16 protein-coding genes are annotated in these 18,215 nt (G+C 48.1%); 13 read left to right on the top strand and 3 right to left on the bottom strand.

The window, feature by feature from the left end:
* On the top strand, window positions 1-981 hold a 981-nt coding region (locus KVT36_RS13500; protein ID WP_217604023.1), incomplete at its 5' end, for a GTP-binding protein.
* An 81-nt stretch (window positions 982-1,062) separates the two neighbouring features.
* A complete protein-coding gene (locus tag KVT36_RS13495) occupies window positions 1,063-1,572 on the top strand; it encodes a thioredoxin fold domain-containing protein (RefSeq protein WP_217604022.1) in 510 nt (169 codons plus the stop codon).
* A gap of 1 nt (window position 1,573) precedes the next feature.
* Here the strand turns inward: KVT36_RS13495 and KVT36_RS13490 are convergent, their stop codons facing one another.
* From KVT36_RS13490 to KVT36_RS13480, 3 genes are all read right to left on the bottom strand, one after another.
* The gene (locus tag KVT36_RS13490) at window positions 1,574-2,245 is read right to left on the bottom strand and encodes a hypothetical protein (protein ID WP_217604021.1); all 672 of its coding nucleotides are present in this window, start codon (window positions 2,243-2,245) and stop codon (window positions 1,574-1,576) included.
* A 45-nt stretch (window positions 2,246-2,290) separates the two neighbouring features.
* Window positions 2,291-2,872 (bottom strand): phosphoribosylglycinamide formyltransferase, encoded by a 582-nt coding sequence (gene purN, locus KVT36_RS13485; RefSeq protein ID WP_217604020.1) that lies wholly within the window; start codon window positions 2,870-2,872, stop codon window positions 2,291-2,293.
* Between the two features lie 237 nt (window positions 2,873-3,109).
* Window positions 3,110-3,886, bottom strand: a complete 777-nt coding sequence (locus KVT36_RS13480) for a copper resistance protein NlpE N-terminal domain-containing protein (RefSeq protein ID WP_217604019.1) — start codon at window positions 3,884-3,886, stop codon at window positions 3,110-3,112.
* Window positions 3,887-4,191: 305 nt separating this feature from the next.
* On the opposite strand from KVT36_RS13480, the gene KVT36_RS13475 reads away from it, so the two are divergent.
* The 11 genes from KVT36_RS13475 to KVT36_RS13425 all read left to right on the top strand — a co-directional run bounded on the left by KVT36_RS13475 (window position 4,192) and on the right by KVT36_RS13425 (window position 18,154).
* Window positions 4,192-5,442 carry a c-type cytochrome gene (locus tag KVT36_RS13475; protein ID WP_217604033.1) on the top strand — a complete coding sequence of 417 codons (1,251 nt, stop codon included), beginning with the start codon at window positions 4,192-4,194 and terminating at the stop codon, window positions 5,440-5,442.
* Window positions 5,443-5,540: 98 nt separating this feature from the next.
* Window positions 5,541-8,603 (top strand): TAT-variant-translocated molybdopterin oxidoreductase, encoded by a 3,063-nt coding sequence (locus KVT36_RS13470; protein ID WP_217604018.1) that lies wholly within the window; start codon window positions 5,541-5,543, stop codon window positions 8,601-8,603.
* Between the two features lie 169 nt (window positions 8,604-8,772).
* A complete protein-coding gene (gene nrfD / locus KVT36_RS13465; RefSeq protein WP_217604017.1) occupies window positions 8,773-10,209 on the top strand; it encodes an NrfD/PsrC family molybdoenzyme membrane anchor subunit in 1,437 nt (478 codons plus the stop codon).
* Between the two features lie 103 nt (window positions 10,210-10,312).
* Window positions 10,313-10,906: a DUF3341 domain-containing protein gene (locus KVT36_RS13460; RefSeq protein ID WP_217604016.1), complete on the top strand. Its 594-nt coding sequence runs from the start codon at window positions 10,313-10,315 to the stop codon at window positions 10,904-10,906.
* A gap of 38 nt (window positions 10,907-10,944) precedes the next feature.
* Entirely contained in the window at window positions 10,945-11,583 is a 639-nt protein-coding gene (locus KVT36_RS13455; RefSeq protein WP_217604015.1) for a cytochrome c, read from the top strand.
* A 56-nt stretch (window positions 11,584-11,639) separates the two neighbouring features.
* Window positions 11,640-12,848: a quinol:cytochrome C oxidoreductase gene (locus tag KVT36_RS13450; protein ID WP_217604014.1), complete on the top strand. Its 1,209-nt coding sequence runs from the start codon at window positions 11,640-11,642 to the stop codon at window positions 12,846-12,848.
* 141 nt (window positions 12,849-12,989) lie between these two features.
* Window positions 12,990-13,958, top strand: coding sequence for a cytochrome c oxidase subunit II (locus KVT36_RS13445; protein ID WP_368670023.1), 969 nt, complete (start codon window positions 12,990-12,992; stop codon window positions 13,956-13,958).
* A gap of 66 nt (window positions 13,959-14,024) precedes the next feature.
* Window positions 14,025-15,848, top strand: a complete 1,824-nt coding sequence (locus tag KVT36_RS13440; RefSeq protein ID WP_217604012.1) for a cbb3-type cytochrome c oxidase subunit I — start codon at window positions 14,025-14,027, stop codon at window positions 15,846-15,848.
* A 105-nt stretch (window positions 15,849-15,953) separates the two neighbouring features.
* Window positions 15,954-16,829, top strand: a complete 876-nt coding sequence (cyoE, locus tag KVT36_RS13435; protein WP_254639983.1) for a heme o synthase — start codon at window positions 15,954-15,956, stop codon at window positions 16,827-16,829.
* Window positions 16,830-16,852: 23 nt separating this feature from the next.
* On the top strand, window positions 16,853-17,407 hold the full coding sequence (locus KVT36_RS13430; RefSeq protein WP_254639982.1) for a cytochrome c oxidase subunit 3: 555 nt from the start codon (window positions 16,853-16,855) through the stop codon (window positions 17,405-17,407).
* A gap of 72 nt (window positions 17,408-17,479) precedes the next feature.
* Complete coding sequence (locus KVT36_RS13425) at window positions 17,480-18,154, top strand: cytochrome c oxidase subunit 3 (protein WP_217604010.1); 675 nt, start codon at window positions 17,480-17,482, stop codon at window positions 18,152-18,154.
* Window positions 18,155-18,215: the final 61 nt, after the last annotated feature.

Here is an 18,215-nt window from a genome sequence, read left to right as displayed (position 1 = left end):
GGCTGCATTTGCTGCACCCTGCGGGAGGACCTGCTGCGCGAAGTAGCTGCCCTGGCGGAACAACAGCGCTTTGACTATTTGCTCATAGAATCCAGCGGTATCTCTGAACCCCTGCCGGTAGCACAAACTTTCTGTTACCAGGATGAGCATCATAACATAGACCTGAGCCGTGTAAGCCGCCTGGATACCCTGGTAACGGTGGTAGATGCCTATAACTTCAGCAAAGATTATGACAGCACCGCTTTGCTGCAGGACCGTGGTTTAACAGATGATGAGCAGGACCAGCGCACGATTGTAAACCTGTTAATAGAACAAATAGAATTTGCCAATGTAATAGTGCTGAACAAGTGCGACCTGGTAACACCCCGGATGCTCAATACCCTGAAAGCCTTGCTGCGCAAGCTGAATGCAGAAGCACGTATCATAGAAAGCATTAACGGCGCCATACCCCTGCATGAAATACTGAACACCGGTTTATTTGATTTTGAACGGACCTCCCAAAGCGCCGGCTGGATAGCGGAGCTGGAAGCTGTGCACACACCGGAAACAGAAGAATACGGCATCAGCTCTTTTGTATACCGCAGCCGGGAGCCATTTCATCCTGAGCGTTTGTGGCGTTATATAAATGAAGCATGGCAGGGCAACATTTTACGCAGCAAAGGTTTATTATGGCTGGCCTCCCGCCCGGATACAGCGGTTAACTGGAGCCAGGCCGGCGCCTCGCTGCGGGCCGATAAAGCCGGGTTCTGGTGGTGCGCTATTCCCAAAGCGCAGTGGCAAATGGATGCAGCAGCTTATGAATTACTGCGCAGCCGCTGGCACCCGCAGTTTGCAGACCGGTATAATGAAATAGTGATCATAGGCCAGGAGCTGGACCCCGCCCGCATTACCCGGGAGCTGGATGCCTGCCGCTGTACGCCTGAAGAGGTAAAGCTGTGGCAGAATGGTTACGTGTTTAAAGACCCTTTCCCGGAATTATAGATGCCATTGCCCTGCCAGGGGATCCGGGGATTTTTAGGCGTTCGGTGGAAGGTGGGAAAGTGATAATTCGTAATTTTATCCATGCGCTGTTTAATATCATTGGCGTTCTCCCTCTTACTTGTACACCCTGCCTCCGCCCAGGTGCACTATACTACTTTTGAAAAGCTGGATAGTGCGGTGCAGGCATCCCCGCGTAAAACTTTTGTATTTATTCATACCAGCTGGTGCGCATACTGCAATATGATGGAGCATACTACCCTGCAGGACAAGCCGGTGGTACAGCTGCTCAATAGCTGCTTTTACAGCATATCGCTGGATGCGGAGCAAAAACAAACCATCTTATTTAAAGGAAAAACCTATGCCTTTGAACCGCAGGGTATGAGCAGCGGGCAAAATGAGCTGGCTGCGTTGTTAATGAAGGGAGAGAAGGCGGCCTTATACCCGTCTTTTGTACTATTGGATGAGCAGTACCGTATTATTTACCGTTACGGAGGGTATGTGAGCAGTAAACAATTACTGCGTTTATTACAAAGAGCCTGTGCAGGGGAAAAAGATATTACGGTGCACCCACAACGGGATTCAGCAAAATGAACTATAACTTCAATCCCAGCTTAAGTCCCAGCTGTAAGCTGGGCAATATACTCACCAGCTTATCGTCCGTGGCCTGTACAATGCCGTTATTGTTCTCAAAATTGTGGTAGTAATAGATCTTACTACGAACGCCCAGGCCAATGTAGGGGTCAAAGACCACTTTGCCCTTGGTGAACTGGCGCCCCAGCAGGAACTGCAGGCCGTATACATCCTTACTGGCGGATTCTTTATACTTATTACCCAGGAGCTCCACTTCCTCATTGGGGTAAAACACTTTTTTAAAGAACAGCACCGGCTGAAAGTAGGTACCGCCTGCGCGGGAATTCCCATCGTAAATAGAAAATATGTACCAGCGTAGCGCCGCGCGGAAACCCAGTCCCCGGCCTTCCACAAACTGTTCGGTACTGATGTTGGGTTTCTTTTGGCCAAAATCTATCTTCTTGGCCAGGTAATAATCCGGGTAATCCGTATAAATGCCGGTAATACCCAGCTCCAGGCTTAACTTTTCGGTGAGCTCCTGTTCAATATATACATCCAGCTCATTAATGAGGGTAGTAGGGTTTACCTTAATGTAGGTGCCGTTGCGGAAGGTACCGGCCGGCTTGCGATCCTGTGCCCATGCGGTAACTGCATAACAGCAGATGAGCAGTAAAGCAAATAGTGTACGTTTCATAAACAGCAGCTGGGGAAATTTGCGCATAATAGCTATAGCTACAGGCTAATGGCTAACTGCTTCGTTGGTCAATAATCGTTCCACAATAACCGGGTACCAGGTATGTTCCAGCACCTGTACTTTTTTGGCCAGTGTCTCCGGCGTATCGCCCGGTACAATGGTGCAGCGCTCCTGTAAAATGGTGGCGCCGTCATCGTACTTTTCATTTACGAAATGAATGGTGATGCCGCTTTCCGCATCGCCGGCGTTGATCACGGCCTCATGCACAAAATGTCCGTACATACCTTTACCGCCATACTTTGGCAGCAGGGCCGGGTGAATATTAATAATACGGTTGGCAAATGCCTGCACCAGGTTGGCGGGTACTTTCCATAAAAAGCCAGCCAGCACCACCAGGTCTATCTGCTCCCGCTGTAACAGTTGTACATAATCATCTCCACGGAAAAAAGGATCTTTTTCAATCAGTATGGCCGGTATGTTCTCCTTCTCTGCTATCCGGAAAATTCCGGCGTCCGGTTTATTACACAGGATCAGGGTAACCCTGGCAATTGTTGAATCTGAAAAATGGTCTATGATCTTTTGGGCATTGCTGCCGGCACCTGAAGCAAAAATGGCAATATTTTTCAAAACGGCTGTAGTTTTTTAACCAGCGCAAAGATAGAATTACGGATTGTCAATTACGAATTACGAATTTGTTGACGCTGCTCACAAACCTATGCGGCAAAACCGTTATATACGCATGTAGGGTTTTATGTAGGGGGGAGGAGTTGCGCAGCAATGTCGCAGCAATTACGGGGCCTTTTTAGGAGGGGAGCATACCAGTTGCACCCGAATAGAAGGGCCATTAAACAGGGGGCCTGTTAACTACCGCAAATACTCCCCGCAACCCTTATAAGTACTATCCTTCAGCTGTACCTCCACCGCATAGGGGCGCATAAAGCCATTTACATCATCTATACAGGCGCTGTTGCGGATGGTAAGAATGAACTCCGCCTTTTCCGTTTTAGCGGTATATACCCGAAGGGTATCTGTGTCCGGGCGGGGGCGGGGTGCTGGTACGCGTACGGAATCGCCCTGCACCGTCTGGAAGAAGATGGTTTTCTGCCGGTCCATTTCCAGGCTCCAGGCAGGGTGGATACCTGCGGCCATAAAATCTATACCTTCGGCAGCTTTCTGCTGCAGGCGGGCGGGATCTCCACCCTTTACCGGGCGTAATATATAATTATCTGCCAGGGCGCCGGTAATGCGCTGGCCATGTTCATCCAGCTGGTAAAGCCTGCCGTCTTCAAACAGGAAGGTTTGTTTGGATTGTCCGCTGAGGGTAATGCGTACCATGGAATCCTGCTCCATTTTCCAGGTACCGGTATCTACCACCGGGCGGTTCTGGTTGCGGTCCCGGTACACCATCAGGGTTTTGTAGCGGTTATTGTCATACAGGCTGATCTGGTAATCAATGCCCGGGCAGTCGGCGCAGGGCAGCGTACCCTGGTAGCTGCCATTGGGGGTATTCGTACCGGCATCCGGTTGGGCAGGCGTTAGCAGGGCGCTGCTATCGGCCGCAGCTGGCGCTTGCTGGTTGCCGCCGCAGGCGGTTAATATTATTCCCAGTATGGAGGTAAAAATGAAAATACGGTATAACATGGGGAACTTTTTTAAGCAGGTTGGTTAAAATTACATCAATTAAAAACAAAAACTGACAAGCAAACTATGCCTTTATATTATAGGGGAGCCCGCACTTATAACAAATAAATTCATTACATGATATTTATCATAAAATTTGCCCTGTAAAGTGCTTATGTATAGAAAAAACAGTTTATAGCTGCAACCAAATAATTTTTTATTTGTTGATAAATTGTCAACATTGTGTCTTATTTTTGCTGGCACTTTTAAGAAACTAAGGTCAAATCTAAACTTAATAGGCTGTGTATCGTCGTGTTTCCATTCGTATGCGTAAGCATTTTGTGAGTGTTCTTATCCTATGCGCGGGTCTTGTACTCTCGGTTTCAACAACAGTTAAAGCGGCAGATCCGGGTAAGGGTAAGGCATTATTTCAACAGAATTGCGCATCTTGTCATAATGTACATAAAAGGGTAACCGGTCCCGCGTTGAAAGACGTTGAGGGAAGATGGTCTGATAAGAAATTATTGCACCAGTGGATCCACAACTCTGCTTCTGTGTTAGCGTCAGGCGACCAGTATGCCAATACGCTGTATAACGAATACAATAAGCAGGCGATGCCCGCTTTCCCTTCGTTTACAGATGAGGATATTGATAACATCCTCGCTTACATTGGGCAGGAAGGCGCCAAAGAACCCGGAGGCGGTGCTAAAACAGCTGTAGCTGCCGGCGGCGCAGAGGAATCAGGTGAGGACAACAGCCTGCTGTTTGGTATCATAACCCTGATACTGGCAGTAGTAGCCCTGATCCTGATGCAGATCAACAGCAACCTGAATAAGCTGGCTGCAGATAAAGAAGGCGTAGCTACGCCGGAACCCGTTCCCTTCTATAAGAATAAAGCTTACATCGCACTTGCAATAGTAGTATTGTTCATGGTTGGCGGTTACTTCACCATACAGGGGGCCATTGGCCTGGGCCGCCAGAAAGACTACATGCCTGAACAGCCTATCCACTACTCGCATAAAGTACACGCCGGCATTAACCAGATCAACTGTTTATATTGCCACGCCGGTGCGGAAAAGAGCAAACACGCTATGATCCCTTCTGAAAATATCTGTATGAACTGTCACAAAGCCATCAACGAATATCATGGCCCTGACCTGTTCACTGCAGAAGGCAAGAAGATCAACGGCAGTGCTGAAATTGCGAAATTATATGATTACGTAGGCTGGGATCCGCAGGCACAGAAATATACCAAACCCGGTAAACCTATTGAATGGACCAAGATCCACAACCTGCCTGATCACGTGTACTTCAATCACTCCCAACACATAGTAGCCGGTAAACAACAATGTCAGACCTGTCACGGAGCTATCCAGGAAATGGATGAGGTGCACCAGTTTGCCGACCTTTCCATGGGCTGGTGTATTAACTGCCACCGCACCACTAAAGTGCAGTTTGCAGATAATAAATACTACAGCATTTTTGAGAAGTTCCACCAGGATGTGAAAGATGGTAAAATTGACAGCGTAACCGTTGAAATGGTGGGTGGTACTGAATGTCAGAAATGCCACTATTAATATTTTAGATTTCAGATTTCACAAATCATAGATCATATCAAATCTGAAATCGTAATCTAAAATCACAAATAACAATCACGTAACTCGTAATAAATAACATGGAGCAGAAAAAGTATTGGAAAGGCCTGGAGGAGTTGCATAATACCAAAGCGCATCAGGAAATAGTGAAGAATGAGTTTGGAGAAGACCTGCCGTTTGATGAGAGTGATAGCCTGTTAGGCGCAACAACCCCCCGCCGGGACTTCCTGAAGTACCTGGGGTTCACAACTGCTGCCGCTACCATAGCTGCCAGCTGTGAAATTCCGGTGAAGAAAGCCATCCCTTACGTAAATAAGCCGGAAGAAATTACCCCCGGCGTACCTAACTACTACGCATCTACCTACGCTGTAGATGGCGAGTATGTGCCGCTGGTGGTGAAAACCCGTGAAGGCCGTCCCATCAAAATAGACGGTAACACATTAAGCTCCGTAACCGGTGGCGCTACCACTGCCAAAGTGCAGGGCGCTGTACTGGGCCTTTATGATACAGCCCGCCTGCGTTACCCTACTATCAACGGTACGGAAACCACCTGGGCTGAGCTGGACAAACAAGTAACCGCTGCCTTAGGTGCATTAAGCGGTCAGCCGGTAGTATTACTGAGCTCCACCATTTTAAGTCCCTCTACCAAAAAAGTAATTGGCGAGTTCCTGGCTAAATACCCCGGCTCCCGTCATGTAACATACGATGCAGTATCCTACTCCGGTATGCTGCTGGCTAACGAAGCTGCTTACGGTAAAAAAACACTGCCTTCCTACCATTTTGAAAATGCAAAGGTGATCGTAAGCCTGGGCGCCGATTTCTTAGGCACCTGGTTAAACCCGGCTGAATTCTCCAAAGGTTACGGTGCTACCCGCAAAATAGACCAGGAGAAGCCGGAAATGAGCAAACATTTCCATTTCGAAAGCACCATGAGCCTCACCGGCGCTAATGCTGACGAAAGATTTACCCATAAACCTTCTGAAACCGGTGCAATAGCACTGGCACTGTTTAGCGCATTAGGCGGTTCTGTAACAGCACCTGCCATTGCAGACAAACGTGTGGCAGACGGTATCAAAAAAGCAGCAGCAGCATTACAGGCCAGCCAGGGCAAAGCACTGGTAGTATCCGGCTCTAATGATGTGAATGTGCAGCTGATCGTAAACGCCATCAATAACCAGATAGGCGCTAACGGTACTACCATTGACTGGGCTACCACTGCCAACTACCGCCAGGGTGTTGACAGCGACATGGTGCAGCTGGTAACTGACCTGAATGCCGGCAGCGTTGGCGCTTTGCTGGTATTTGGCGTAAACCCTGTATATGATTACTTCGACGGTAAGAAATTTGCCGACGGTTTAAAGAAAGCTAAGCTCACCGTTACTTTCAATGACCGTAAGGACGAAACTTCTGAACTGTGCAAATACGCCGCTCCTGATCATCACTTCCTGGAAAGCTGGGGTGATGCAGAAGGTAAAACCGGCTACTTCAGCTTTACACAGCCTACTATCGCTCCCCTGTTCAAAACCCGTGCGTTTGAAGATACCCTGCTCTCCTGGAGCGGTAATACCGCTACCAACTGGGTAAGCTACCTGAAGAATGAGTGGATGAGTAAGCTGGGCGGACAGGAAGCCTGGGATAAAACCCTGCAGGATGGTGTAATAGAGCCCACTACCGCCCCTGCTTTGGCAGGTGCTACCTTTGCAGGTGATATTGCCTATGCAGCCTCCAAAATCACCGGCGCTAAAAAAGGCGGTGAAATAGAGCTGGTGCTGTATGAAAAAGTAGCTATCGGTAACGGTAAGCTGGCAAACAACCCCTGGTTACAGGAAATGCCGGATCCTATTACCCGCGCTACCTGGGACAACTACGCCTGTATCTCCAACTCACGCGCTAAAAAATACGATGAGGAGCTGGGCGATGATTATGAAATTCATGCCGGTAAAAAGGTATTGAAAATAACCGCTAACGGTAAAACAGTTGAGCTGCCCTTGCTGATAGTTCCCGGTATCCACCCTGACGTAATTGCGATTGCCGTAGGTTATGGCCGTAACATGAACGCAGGTAAAGCAGCCGGTGAAGTTGGTAAGAACGCTTATCCGTTTGTAAGTTATAATGGTCAAACCTTTGATTACTTTTCACCCGCCATTACCATAGAAGATGCCGGTAAAAAGTATGACCTTGGCTTAACCCAGACACACAACAGCTACGAGGGCCGTCCCATTATTAAAGAAACCACGCTGCAGGAGTTCATCAAGAACCCGAAAGCCGTGAATGAGGATCGCGAAGAGCTGAGCAAATACGGTAAAGATTTCCGTGCAGACGGTACTTTATATCCCAACCACCCTTACCCGGGTATCAAGTGGGGCATGTCTATTGACCTGAACACCTGCTTTGGTTGCGGCGCCTGTACCATAGCCTGCCAGGCAGAGAACAACGTTTCCGTAGTAGGTAAGGAGCAGGTGATCAAGGCGCATGAAATGCACTGGATCCGTATTGACCGTTACTTCAGCGGTGATGAAAATAACCCGGAAGTAGTGTTCCAGCCTATGCTGTGCCAGCACTGCGATAACGCTCCGTGTGAGAACGTTTGCCCGGTAGCTGCTACCAACCACAGTTCCGAAGGTATTAACCAGATGGCGTATAACCGTTGTATCGGTACCCGTTACTGCGCTAACAACTGCCCGTATAAAGTACGCCGCTTTAACTGGAGAGACTGGAATGGTGCTGATAGCTTTGAAAACAACCTGTACGATGTTTCCGATATGAACGATAACCTGACCCGTATGGTGCTGAACCCTGATGTGGTGGTACGCAGCCGCGGTGTGATGGAAAAATGTTCCTTCTGCGTGCAACGCCTGCAGGATGCTAAGCTGGCTGCAAAGAAAGCTGGCCGCCCTGTTAAGGATGGTGAGGCTAAAACTGCCTGCCAGCAAGCTTGTGCTGCCGATGCAATTGTTTTCGGTAACGTAAATGATAAAGAAAGCCGCGTATTCAAGATCCGTAACGAAGAGCAAACCGAAAGGCTGTTCTACGTACTGGAAGAAACCCATACGCTGCCTTCCGTTAACTACCTCGCTAAGATCAGGAATAAAGATGCCGCTCCGAAAGCTGAAGGTCAGCATGAAGAAGCTGCGCATCACTAAACCTGGATATAGCGAAGTCCGGTAAGGAAGTAAGAAGAAATCGATGAAGGAGATTAGATTCATCGAGGCCGTTGAAAAAGACGGAAGACTGTGAGATAAAGAGAATCAGAGATCATAACAAAGACAAGGGCTGCTAGCCAGCAACTAACAGCTAAAAGCTTTACGAACTATGCATTTAAAGTACGAATCCACACTGAGAGAACCTTTAGTTGATGGGGTAAAGGATTATCATAAGGTAACGGAAGATATCATCGGCCCCATTGAAGCCAAGCCTGGGAAGCTGTGGTATGTAGGTTTCTTTATATCGCTCTCATTGTTAGCGTTTGGGGTGTTTTCTGTAACCTGGGAAGTGTACTTCGGTACCGGGGTGTGGAATCTGAACAAAACGGTAGGTTGGGGTTGGGATATTACCAACTTCGTATGGTGGGTAGGTATCGGTCACGCCGGTACGCTGATCTCCGCCATCCTCCTGCTGTTCCGCCAGGGATGGCGTACAGGGGTGAACCGTGCGGCAGAAGCCATGACCATCTTTGCGGTAATGTGCGCCGGCCAGTTCCCGATCTTCCACATGGGCCGTGTTTGGATGGCCTTCTTTGTACTGCCTTATCCTAACACACGTGGTCCGCTGTGGGTAAACTTTAACTCCCCGCTGCTGTGGGATGTGTTCGCGATCTCTACGTACTTTACAGTATCCCTGCTGTTCTGGTACTCTGGCCTGCTGCCTGACTTTGCTACGGTACGTGACCGGGCTAAAACCAAGCTGCGTAAGCTGCTGTATGGTGTTGCCTCTTTCGGCTGGACCGGTTCCACCAAACACTGGCAGCGTCATGAATCCTTATCACTGGTGCTGGCCGGTTTATCTACCCCGCTGGTACTTTCCGTACACACCATCGTATCTTTTGACTTTGCTACCTCAGTAATACCCGGTTGGCATACCACCATTTTTCCGCCCTACTTTGTGGCAGGTGCTATCTTCTCCGGTTTTGCGATGGTAAATACACTGCTGATCATTACCCGTAAAATATTACACCTGGAAGATTACATTACCATCGGGCACCTGGATGCCATGAACAGGGTAATTGTATTAACCGGCTCTATCGTAGGTTGTGCCTACCTGACAGAACTGTTTATGGCGTGGTATTCAGGATCTCAATACGAATTTGCAGAATTCTATAAATACCGCGCTGCAGGTCCGCTGGGTTGGTCATACTGGATCATGATGACCTGTAACGTAATTACGCCGCAGGTGTTCTGGTTCCGTAAAATGAGAAGGAATATAATGGTCTCTTTCATTATGTCCATCATTGTGAACATTGGTATGTGGTTCGAACGTTTTGTGATCATTTGTACCTCTCTGTACCGCGACTACCTGCCTTCCAGCTGGGTGTATTACCGTCCGGCCTGGCCTGAAGTTGGTTTTTACATGGGTACTTTTGGCCTGTTCTTTACCTGTTACTTCCTGTTCGCCAAATATTTCCCGGTAATTGCTGTTGCGGAGATCAAGCATGTGCTGAAGACATCCGGCGAAAGCTTCAAGAATGATATGACGAAGTACGAGCAGGAAAGCCCGGAAAAGTTTGCACACGATCTGGAGCACGCGCACTAAAATAGTCCGCAGTTTATAGTAGGCAGTTTGCAGTAATTGTTACACTAAAATTGCCGGCAGGTAAGTAAAACGTTAGATATTTTAGACTCTGAATTTTTTAAATATGGCTGCAAAAAAATTTGTTGTAGGTTGTTTTGACGATGAGGCGGTGTTGTTTCCGGCAGTAAAGAAAGTACGTGCCGCAGGGTACAAGATCCATGATGTTTACACACCGTTCCCGGTGCATGGCCTGGACCAGGCCATGGGCCTGCGTGAAACCAGCCTGCACACGGCCGGTTTTATATATGGTATTACTGGTACCACTACAGCATTATCTTTTATGAGCTGGGTGTTTGTATCCGATTGGCCATTGAACATAGGCGGTAAGCCGCATTTTCCATTGCCGGCTTTTATACCCATTACCTTTGAGCTAACGGTATTATTCTCTGCGGTAGGTATGATGATGACTTTCTGCTACCTGTGCCAGCTGATGCCTTTCGTAAAGAAGCATGTCTTTCACCCACGGCAAACAGATGACAAGTTTGTAATGGTTATTGAAGTAACCAGCAAAAGCAATGCAGGAGAAATTAAAGATTTCCTGGCCAGCGTAGGCGCTGCTGAGATCAATGAGCAAATTGCTGAAACAGGCTGGTGGTATGGCCGCTTTGACCGTGAAGACCGTTTGTACGCTGAGCAGCCGGCACCCTTGAATGTATAATTAACGACTTAACAGAAAAGACGAAGAATTTTATATAAATGAAAAGGACTTCCAACATATTAGTAGTAGCTGCTTTGGCAGGCGGAGCTTTGCTGGCGGCCTGTAATACAGGAGAACATCACAGAAAGCCCGGCAGGATCTATATGCCAGATATGTATGAATCCCGTGCGTATGAGTTCTATAGCGAGCGTGTAGCCAGCATGAAACCGGTAGATGGTACTGTGAAAAGAGGCGAGCTGCTGCCCTATCACCTGAAAGCAGAAGATACGGCCCAGGCTAACCTGGTAAAGAACCCGCTGGTAATTGGAAAAGCGGATGTGGAGGAAGGAAAACGTTTATTTAATATCTATTGCGGTATTTGCCATGGTACTGCCCTGGATGGTAACGGCCCCCTGTACAAAGGTGGCGACGGTCCTTACCCGGCAGCACCCGCTAACCTGGTAAGCGGTCCTAAAAGCGCTTACTCAGAAGGCCGCCTGTTTCACGTAATGACCTACGGTTATAATGCCATGGGTAGCTACGCCAGCCAGCTGGATCGTGAGCAGCGCTGGAAAATAGCCGCTTATATTAAGACCATGCAACCCGGTGGTTCCAAACCGGCTGCAGATACTGCTACTGCTGCCCCGGCCGCAGGCGCCGCTGCACCTGCCGCTGACAGTGCTGCCGCAAAAAAATAGGATAAGAACTACCCTAAGGAAGTAAAAGATATAGTGACTCGAATAAAAAATTTCAAATGAAGGACCAATTTGTAGTACCGGCAAAATTAAAAACGACCAGCTTCGTGTTAATGGGCATTGGCGTACTCACTTTATTGATCGGATTAGTGGCCCTTGGCGGCGAGCATGGCGCTACCCGTTTTTGGGCAGGCATTTTACAGAACAGCACCTTCTTTCTGCTGATAGCACTGGCCTGTACTTTCTTTATTGGTGTTACTACCCTGGCGCATGGGGGCTGGCAAATAGCTTTTCGCCGTGTGCCGGAAGCTATTTCCATGACAGTACCTGTACTGGGCGGTATTTTGTTTGTAGTACTAATGATATTGGTTTTCGGAGAAAAAGATGGTGTATATCACTGGGTAAATGCTGAACATGTAAAGCATGACGCAATATTAAACGGCAAATCTGCCTTTCTGGGCAACACGTTCTTTACCACTGCTACTGTTATTACGCTCGGGTTGTGGATCTTTTTTACCATCAAGCTGCGTAACATGTCGCTGGAGGAAGATACCTGGGATCTGAGCCCTGAAACCGGCCGCCGCATTCTGTGGAGGAATACGGTTTGGTGTGGTGGTTTCATTGTGATCTATGGGCTGAGCGTAGGTTCTACTACCCCCTGGTTGTGGTTAATGAGCATTGACCCGCACTGGTTCTCTACCATGTATAGCTGGTATACATTTGCCAGCACCTGGGTATCCGGTCTGTCACTGATAGCATTATTTGTGATCTACCTGAAAAAGAACGGTTACCTTTCCTTTGTAAATGAAGAGCATTTGCATGACCTGGGTAAATTCATGTTTGCGTTCAGCATCTTCTGGGCTTACCTGTGGTTCTCACAATATATGCTGATCTGGTATGCGAATATGCCGGAAGAAACCGAATACTTTAAACCCCGTGTTTGGGGTGAATGGCGCCCGATCTTCTTCCTGAACCTGATCATCAACTTTATTTTACCGTTACTGCTGTTAATGAAACGCGATACCAAGCGTAACTATACTTCAGTAACCTATATTGCCATCCTGATCATCTTTGGTCACTGGCTGGATTTCTTCCAGATGGTTATGCCGGGTTCTGTTCATGAGCTGAACTTCCCCTGGTACGAGCTGGGAATAGGTCTGGGTTTTGTGGGTCTGCTTATATTTATAGTTGCTAACCAGCTGGCAAAAGCCCCGCTGGCGCCCAGGAATCATCCTTATCTGAAGGAAAGTATTGTACACCACACCTGATCAAAGGACGTGAACGATAGTAACAACGAAAAGCATTAGATAACTTAATTATTTCAAATAGCAATGTCAGGTTTTTTAGCAGTCTTAGTTGTTGTGCTCATATTCATAGTCATCTTCCAGATTGCGAAGGCGAGCGAATATGTGTCCATATTGAAAGGGGAAAAGAAGGCCCGCCAGCAGAATAACCGCATTAACGGCTTTTTGCTGATCGCTTTCCTGGTGCTGGGACTCATTGGCGTATATTACTGCAATGAGCTGTTGAAAGGTAAGATATTGGGCGAAGCGGCATCCGAACAGGGCGATTCCATTGATAACATGATCATGTGGACGCTGGTAATTACCGGGGTGGTATTTGTAATTACGCAAATACTGCTGTTCTGGTTCGCATTCAAATACCAGGAAAAAGAAGGCCAGGCTGCCTTTTATTTCCCGCACAATAACAAGCTGGAAGTGATCTGGACCGTGATCCCCGCCATTGCGCTCACCATACTGGTAGCCATTGGTTTGCGCCACTGGTTCGCCATTACCTCTGAAGCGCCTAAAGATGCTATGGTGGTAGAAATTACCGGCAAGCAGTTTAACTGGCTGATCCGCTACCCCGGTAAAGACGGGCAGCTGGGCAGCAAGTTCTTCAAGAATATTAATGATGCTACCAACCCGGTTGGCCAGGATTGGGATGATAACCTGAATAAAGATGATTTCATGGCTACTGAAATGCACCTGGTAGTAGGTAAACCGGTAAAGCTGATCATTGGTTCCCGCGATGTGGTGCATGACGTAGGTTTATCTCACTTCCGCCTGAAAATGGATGCGGTGCCCGGTATCCCTACCACCCTGTGGTTTACGCCTAAGTTCACTACTACGCAGATGAAAGACAAAACCGGCAACCCGGATTTTGTATACGAAATTTCCTGCGACCAGATGTGCGGCGCCGGCCACTACTCCATGAAAGCCAACATTGTAGTAGAAAGCCAGCAGGAGTTTGACGCCTGGGTAGCCAAACAGAAATCACAATACGGGCTGGCACATGAGGCGCAAGGTTCCGGTGCCCCGGCACAGCCTGTTGCTCCCGCTAAAGACAGCACCCAGAAGGCAGTAGCGGCATTATAATTCACTAAATTTGTGAACAGCATTATTTAAGACATAACAGTAAGATACTTCCAAATAGATCCGATTATGAGTAACGAAGCAACCCTGCACAGTCATCATGAGGTAACGCACGGCGCAGCGGCGCATGACCATGGCAACGGGCATGATGAACATCATCATGAAGACAGCTTCATATCGAAGTATGTTTTCAGCATGGATCATAAAATGATTGCCAAGCAATTCCTGATCACCGGTATCATCTGGGCGATCGTAGGCGCTGGTTTTTCAGTATTGTTCCGCTTACAGCTGGCTTTTCCTGACTCCACTTTCCCTTTCCTGGAATCTATCCTGGGCCATTGGGCTAAAGGCGGCCGTATTACACCGGAGGCGTACTACGCCCTGGTAACCATGCATGGTACCATCCTGGTATTCTTTGTATTGACGGCAGGTTTGTCCGGTACTTTCTCCAACCTGCTGATACCCCTGCAGGTAGGTGCGCGCGATATGGCTTCTCCCTTCATGAACATGCTGAGTTATTGGTTCTTCTTTATGGCCAGCGTAGTAATGACCTGCTCCCTGTTCGTACAAACAGGACCTGCTTCCGGCGGCTGGACATCTTACCCCCCGCTGAGCGCCCTGGGCGATGCTTCTATCGGTTCTAAAATAGGTATGGATCTTTGGTTAACCAGCATGGCGCTGTTCGTAGTATCGCAGCTGCTGGGTGGCCTGAACTATATTTCCACCATTCTGAATATGCGTACCAAAGGTATGAGCATGACGAAGCTGCCACTGACCATCTGGTCATTCTTCTTCACTGCTATCCTGGGCGTATTATCTTTCCCGGTACTGCTGTCAGGTTTCATCCTGCTGCTGTTTGACCGTCATGCAGGCACCAGCTTTTACCTGAGCGAGCTGTTCGTAGCCGGTAAAGCCCTGTCTAACGAAGGCGGTAGCGCCATCCTGTACCAGCACTTGTTCTGGTTCCTGGGTCACCCGGAAGTGTACATCATCATCCTGCCTGCAATGGGTATGGTGTCTGAAGTACTGGCCATCAATTCCCGTAAACCTATCTTTGGTTATCTGGCAATGATCGGCTCCCTGTTTGCAATTGCGATCCTGGCCTTCCTGGTATGGGCGCACCACATGTTCGTAACAGGTTTGAATCCCTTCCTGGGCGCATTCTTTGTACTCTTAACATTACTCATAGCCGTACCATCGGCCATCAAGGTATTTAACTGGCTCACCACTATCTGGAAAGGCAGCATACGGTTCACTCCGGGTGCGCTGTTTTCCATCGGTTTTGTGAGCACCTTTATCTCCGGCGGTTTAACCGGTATCTGGCTGGGTAACTCTTCTATTGATATTCACCTGCACGATACTTACTTCGTGATCGCGCACTTCCATATAGTAATGGGTGTATCTGCCTTCTTTGGGATGTTTGCCGGTATTTACCACTGGTTCCCGAAATTGTATGGCCGCTATCTGAATGGCACGCTGGGTTACATTCACTTCTGGATCACGCTGGTAGGCGCTTACTGCATCTTCTGGCCTATGCACTATGAAGGTATGGCCGGTATGCCCAGAAGGTATTATGATTACTCTAACTGGGAATCTTTCAAACAGTTTGCAGAGCTGAATAAGTTTATCAGTATCGTGGTATTTATTGTATTTGCTACACAGCTGCTGTTTGTGTTCAACTTCTTCTACAGCATTTTCAAGGGCCGTAAGTTAACCACTACCAACCCCTGGGATGCTACTACACTGGAATGGACCACCCCCATACACCCGGGGCATGGCAACTGGCCTGGTGAAATTCCGGAAGTACACCGTTGGGCGTATGACTACAGCAAGGACGGAAAAGACTTTATTCCGCAAACCGTGCCGTTGGGCCCTGACGAAACAGCGCATTAATAAACAGCTATTAGCTGTTAGCCATTAGCTCTTGGCAGCTAACCGCTAACCGCCAATAGCTACAGCTAAAAGCTAGAATAAGTGTTGCAAGAAAACTCCATAAAATTGTCGTTATCGTATGCAGTAGCCAGCAAGGCGAAGGATTACTTCCAGCTCATGAAGTTCAACCTCACGTTCATGGTGGTATTCTCCTGTGTGGTAGGCTATCTGCTGGTGCCGGGAGTGGAGTTTAACCTGGTAAAAGTTCTTTTATTATTTGCAGGCGGCCTTTTAGTATCCGGTTCTGCCAACACCATTAACCAGGTGTGGGAAAAGAATACAGATAAGCTGATGGCGCGTACCGCTAACCGCCCTTTACCAGCCGGCCGGCTTTCTGAAACAGAAGCCTCCGTGGTGGCAGTGGTTACAGGTTTGGCCGGCATTGGCATTATGGCGTATAGCTTTAACTGGCTGAGTGCTATTATAAGCTTAATCTCCCTGGTATTATACGGGTTCGTATATACGCCCTGGAAAAAGTGGAATTCACTGGCAGTGCTGGTAGGCGCTATTCCCGGTGCTTTGCCCCCGTTAATTGGGTGGGCAGCCGGTGCTAACCAGCTGAGCGAAGGTGGCTGGTCTTTATTCGCCATCCAGTTCCTGTGGCAGTTCCCGCACTTCTGGGCAATTGCCTGGATAGCGCACCAGGACTATACCAAGGCAGGCTTTAAGCTGTTGCCAGCTGCGGGCGGGCCCAATAAAATGACGGCATTGCAATCTGCTACCTATGCGCTGTTACTGATACCGGCAGGCTTAGCGCCTTACCTGTTAAAGATCAGCGGTAGCATATCTGCCATCATTTGCATACTGGCCGGCATTTTTTACCTGTACCGTGCAGTTACACTGTACCGGAAATGCGATGTGCCTGCTGCCCGTAAGCTGATGTTTGGTTCCTATATTTACCTGGTAATAGTACAGCTGGCATTGCTGGCTGATAAAGTATAAATGAAAAGAGCGTGATGCAGGCAATGAGTGTACAAAGAAAAAAAATACATCCGCATAAATATTCCCTGTGGATTGCTATGGGCAGCATAACTATGATGTTCATAGGTTTTACCAGTGCCTATGTTGTTAAACGGGCACAGGCGAACTGGCAGGTCTTTGATTTACCCCACATCTTCTGGATGTCTACCGCGGTGATACTCATCAGCAGTGGAACCATCCAGTTAGCTGTAAAGCAGTTCAAGCAAAGGAATATGCAGCGCTACAAGCAGCTCATAACCCTTACAGCCGCTTTGGGTGTGGTATTTGCAGCATGTCAGTGCCTGGGTTTTTCCCAGTTAAGCCAACGGGGCTTACCGCTGAGCGGGCCGGTATCGGCCTCCTTTATTTACGTGATCGTAGGCATGCATATGCTGCACGTACTGGGAGGTGTGGTAGCCCTGCTGATCATGTTTGCCCGGGCTTACAGAACAAGGGTGCGCGTATACAGCGCCGTACCTATTGAGGTAGCATCGCTCTACTGGCATTTTGTAGATGTGTTGTGGATCTACCTCCTGGTATTTTTAAGCATAGCCAGGTAAAACAAGGGTTCATTCAAACAATTGAATAAAGACATAAAACGCCGAAATAAATAACAACGAATTAAATTAAAAATGGATACAGCAGTTACAGCGAAGAAAAAATGGTGGGGTGGAGGATATTCTCCCTTTAATGTGAGCTATGGAAAGTTGATGATGTGGTACTTCCTGATGTCAGATGCTTTTACTTTTGGCGCATTACTGATCTCATACGGTACTATCCGCTTCATGAGCACCTCCTGGCCTGATCCTAATGAGGTTTTCCGTTCATTCCCGCTGATGGGAGAGGCACACATGCCATTGGTATTTGTGAGCTTAATGACCTTTATCCTCATTATGAGTTCTGTGACCATGGTATTAGCTGTACATGCCGGTCACCACAGGAACCAGAAAGATGTGGCCAAATGGCTCACCTGGACCATCATTGGTGGTATTGCCTTCCTGTCTTGCCAGGCCTGGGAATGGACACACCTTTTCCATGAAGGCGCCTGGTGGGGCCGTAATCCTTTCCCTAATGTGAATGGTACGGTAGCTTCTACCAACTTTACTAACTTCTTCTTTACCATTACCGGTTTCCACGGCCTGCACGTAACTTCCGGTGTGGTGCTGAACATTGTGATCCTGGCCAACGTACTGAAAGGTACCTACGAGGATCGCGGTCATTATGAAATGATTGAGAAAGTAGGTTTGTACTGGCACTTTGTAGACCTGGTTTGGGTATTTGTGTTCACCTGTTTTTACCTGCTGTAATAGCGGCAAAGGGAATTGAAGTTGTTATTTTAAATGTAGAATCTTAAAAAAATTATTGATA

This window comes from Chitinophaga sp. GbtcB8 (genome assembly GCF_019091455.1).
GTDB lineage: Bacteria > Bacteroidota > Bacteroidia > Chitinophagales > Chitinophagaceae > Chitinophaga.
Note: the sequence above shows the minus strand (reverse complement) of the source record. Positions and strands in the feature narration are given on the sequence as shown.

Excerpts from the sequence above, each read along its gene's own strand:
- nrfD (WP_217604017.1), top strand. The coding sequence starts at position 8,773 with ATGCATTTAAAGTACGAATCCACACTGAGAGAACCTTTAGTTGATGGG.
- KVT36_RS13450 (WP_217604014.1), top strand. The coding sequence starts at position 11,640 with ATGAAGGACCAATTTGTAGTACCGGCAAAATTAAAAACGACCAGCTTC.
- KVT36_RS13490 (WP_217604021.1), bottom strand. The coding sequence starts at position 2,245 with ATGAAACGTACACTATTTGCTTTACTGCTCATCTGCTGTTATGCAGTT.
- KVT36_RS13480 (WP_217604019.1), bottom strand. The coding sequence starts at position 3,886 with ATGTTATACCGTATTTTCATTTTTACCTCCATACTGGGAATAATATTA.
- KVT36_RS13460 (WP_217604016.1), top strand. The coding sequence starts at position 10,313 with ATGGCTGCAAAAAAATTTGTTGTAGGTTGTTTTGACGATGAGGCGGTG.
- KVT36_RS13475 (WP_217604033.1), top strand. The coding sequence starts at position 4,192 with ATGCGTAAGCATTTTGTGAGTGTTCTTATCCTATGCGCGGGTCTTGTA.
- KVT36_RS13495 (WP_217604022.1), top strand. The coding sequence starts at position 1,063 with ATGCGCTGTTTAATATCATTGGCGTTCTCCCTCTTACTTGTACACCCT.
- KVT36_RS13455 (WP_217604015.1), top strand. The coding sequence starts at position 10,945 with ATGAAAAGGACTTCCAACATATTAGTAGTAGCTGCTTTGGCAGGCGGA.
- KVT36_RS13430 (WP_254639982.1), top strand. The coding sequence starts at position 16,853 with ATGAGTGTACAAAGAAAAAAAATACATCCGCATAAATATTCCCTGTGG.
- KVT36_RS13470 (WP_217604018.1), top strand. The coding sequence starts at position 5,541 with ATGGAGCAGAAAAAGTATTGGAAAGGCCTGGAGGAGTTGCATAATACC.
- KVT36_RS13440 (WP_217604012.1), top strand. The coding sequence starts at position 14,025 with ATGAGTAACGAAGCAACCCTGCACAGTCATCATGAGGTAACGCACGGC.
- KVT36_RS13425 (WP_217604010.1), top strand. The coding sequence starts at position 17,480 with ATGGATACAGCAGTTACAGCGAAGAAAAAATGGTGGGGTGGAGGATAT.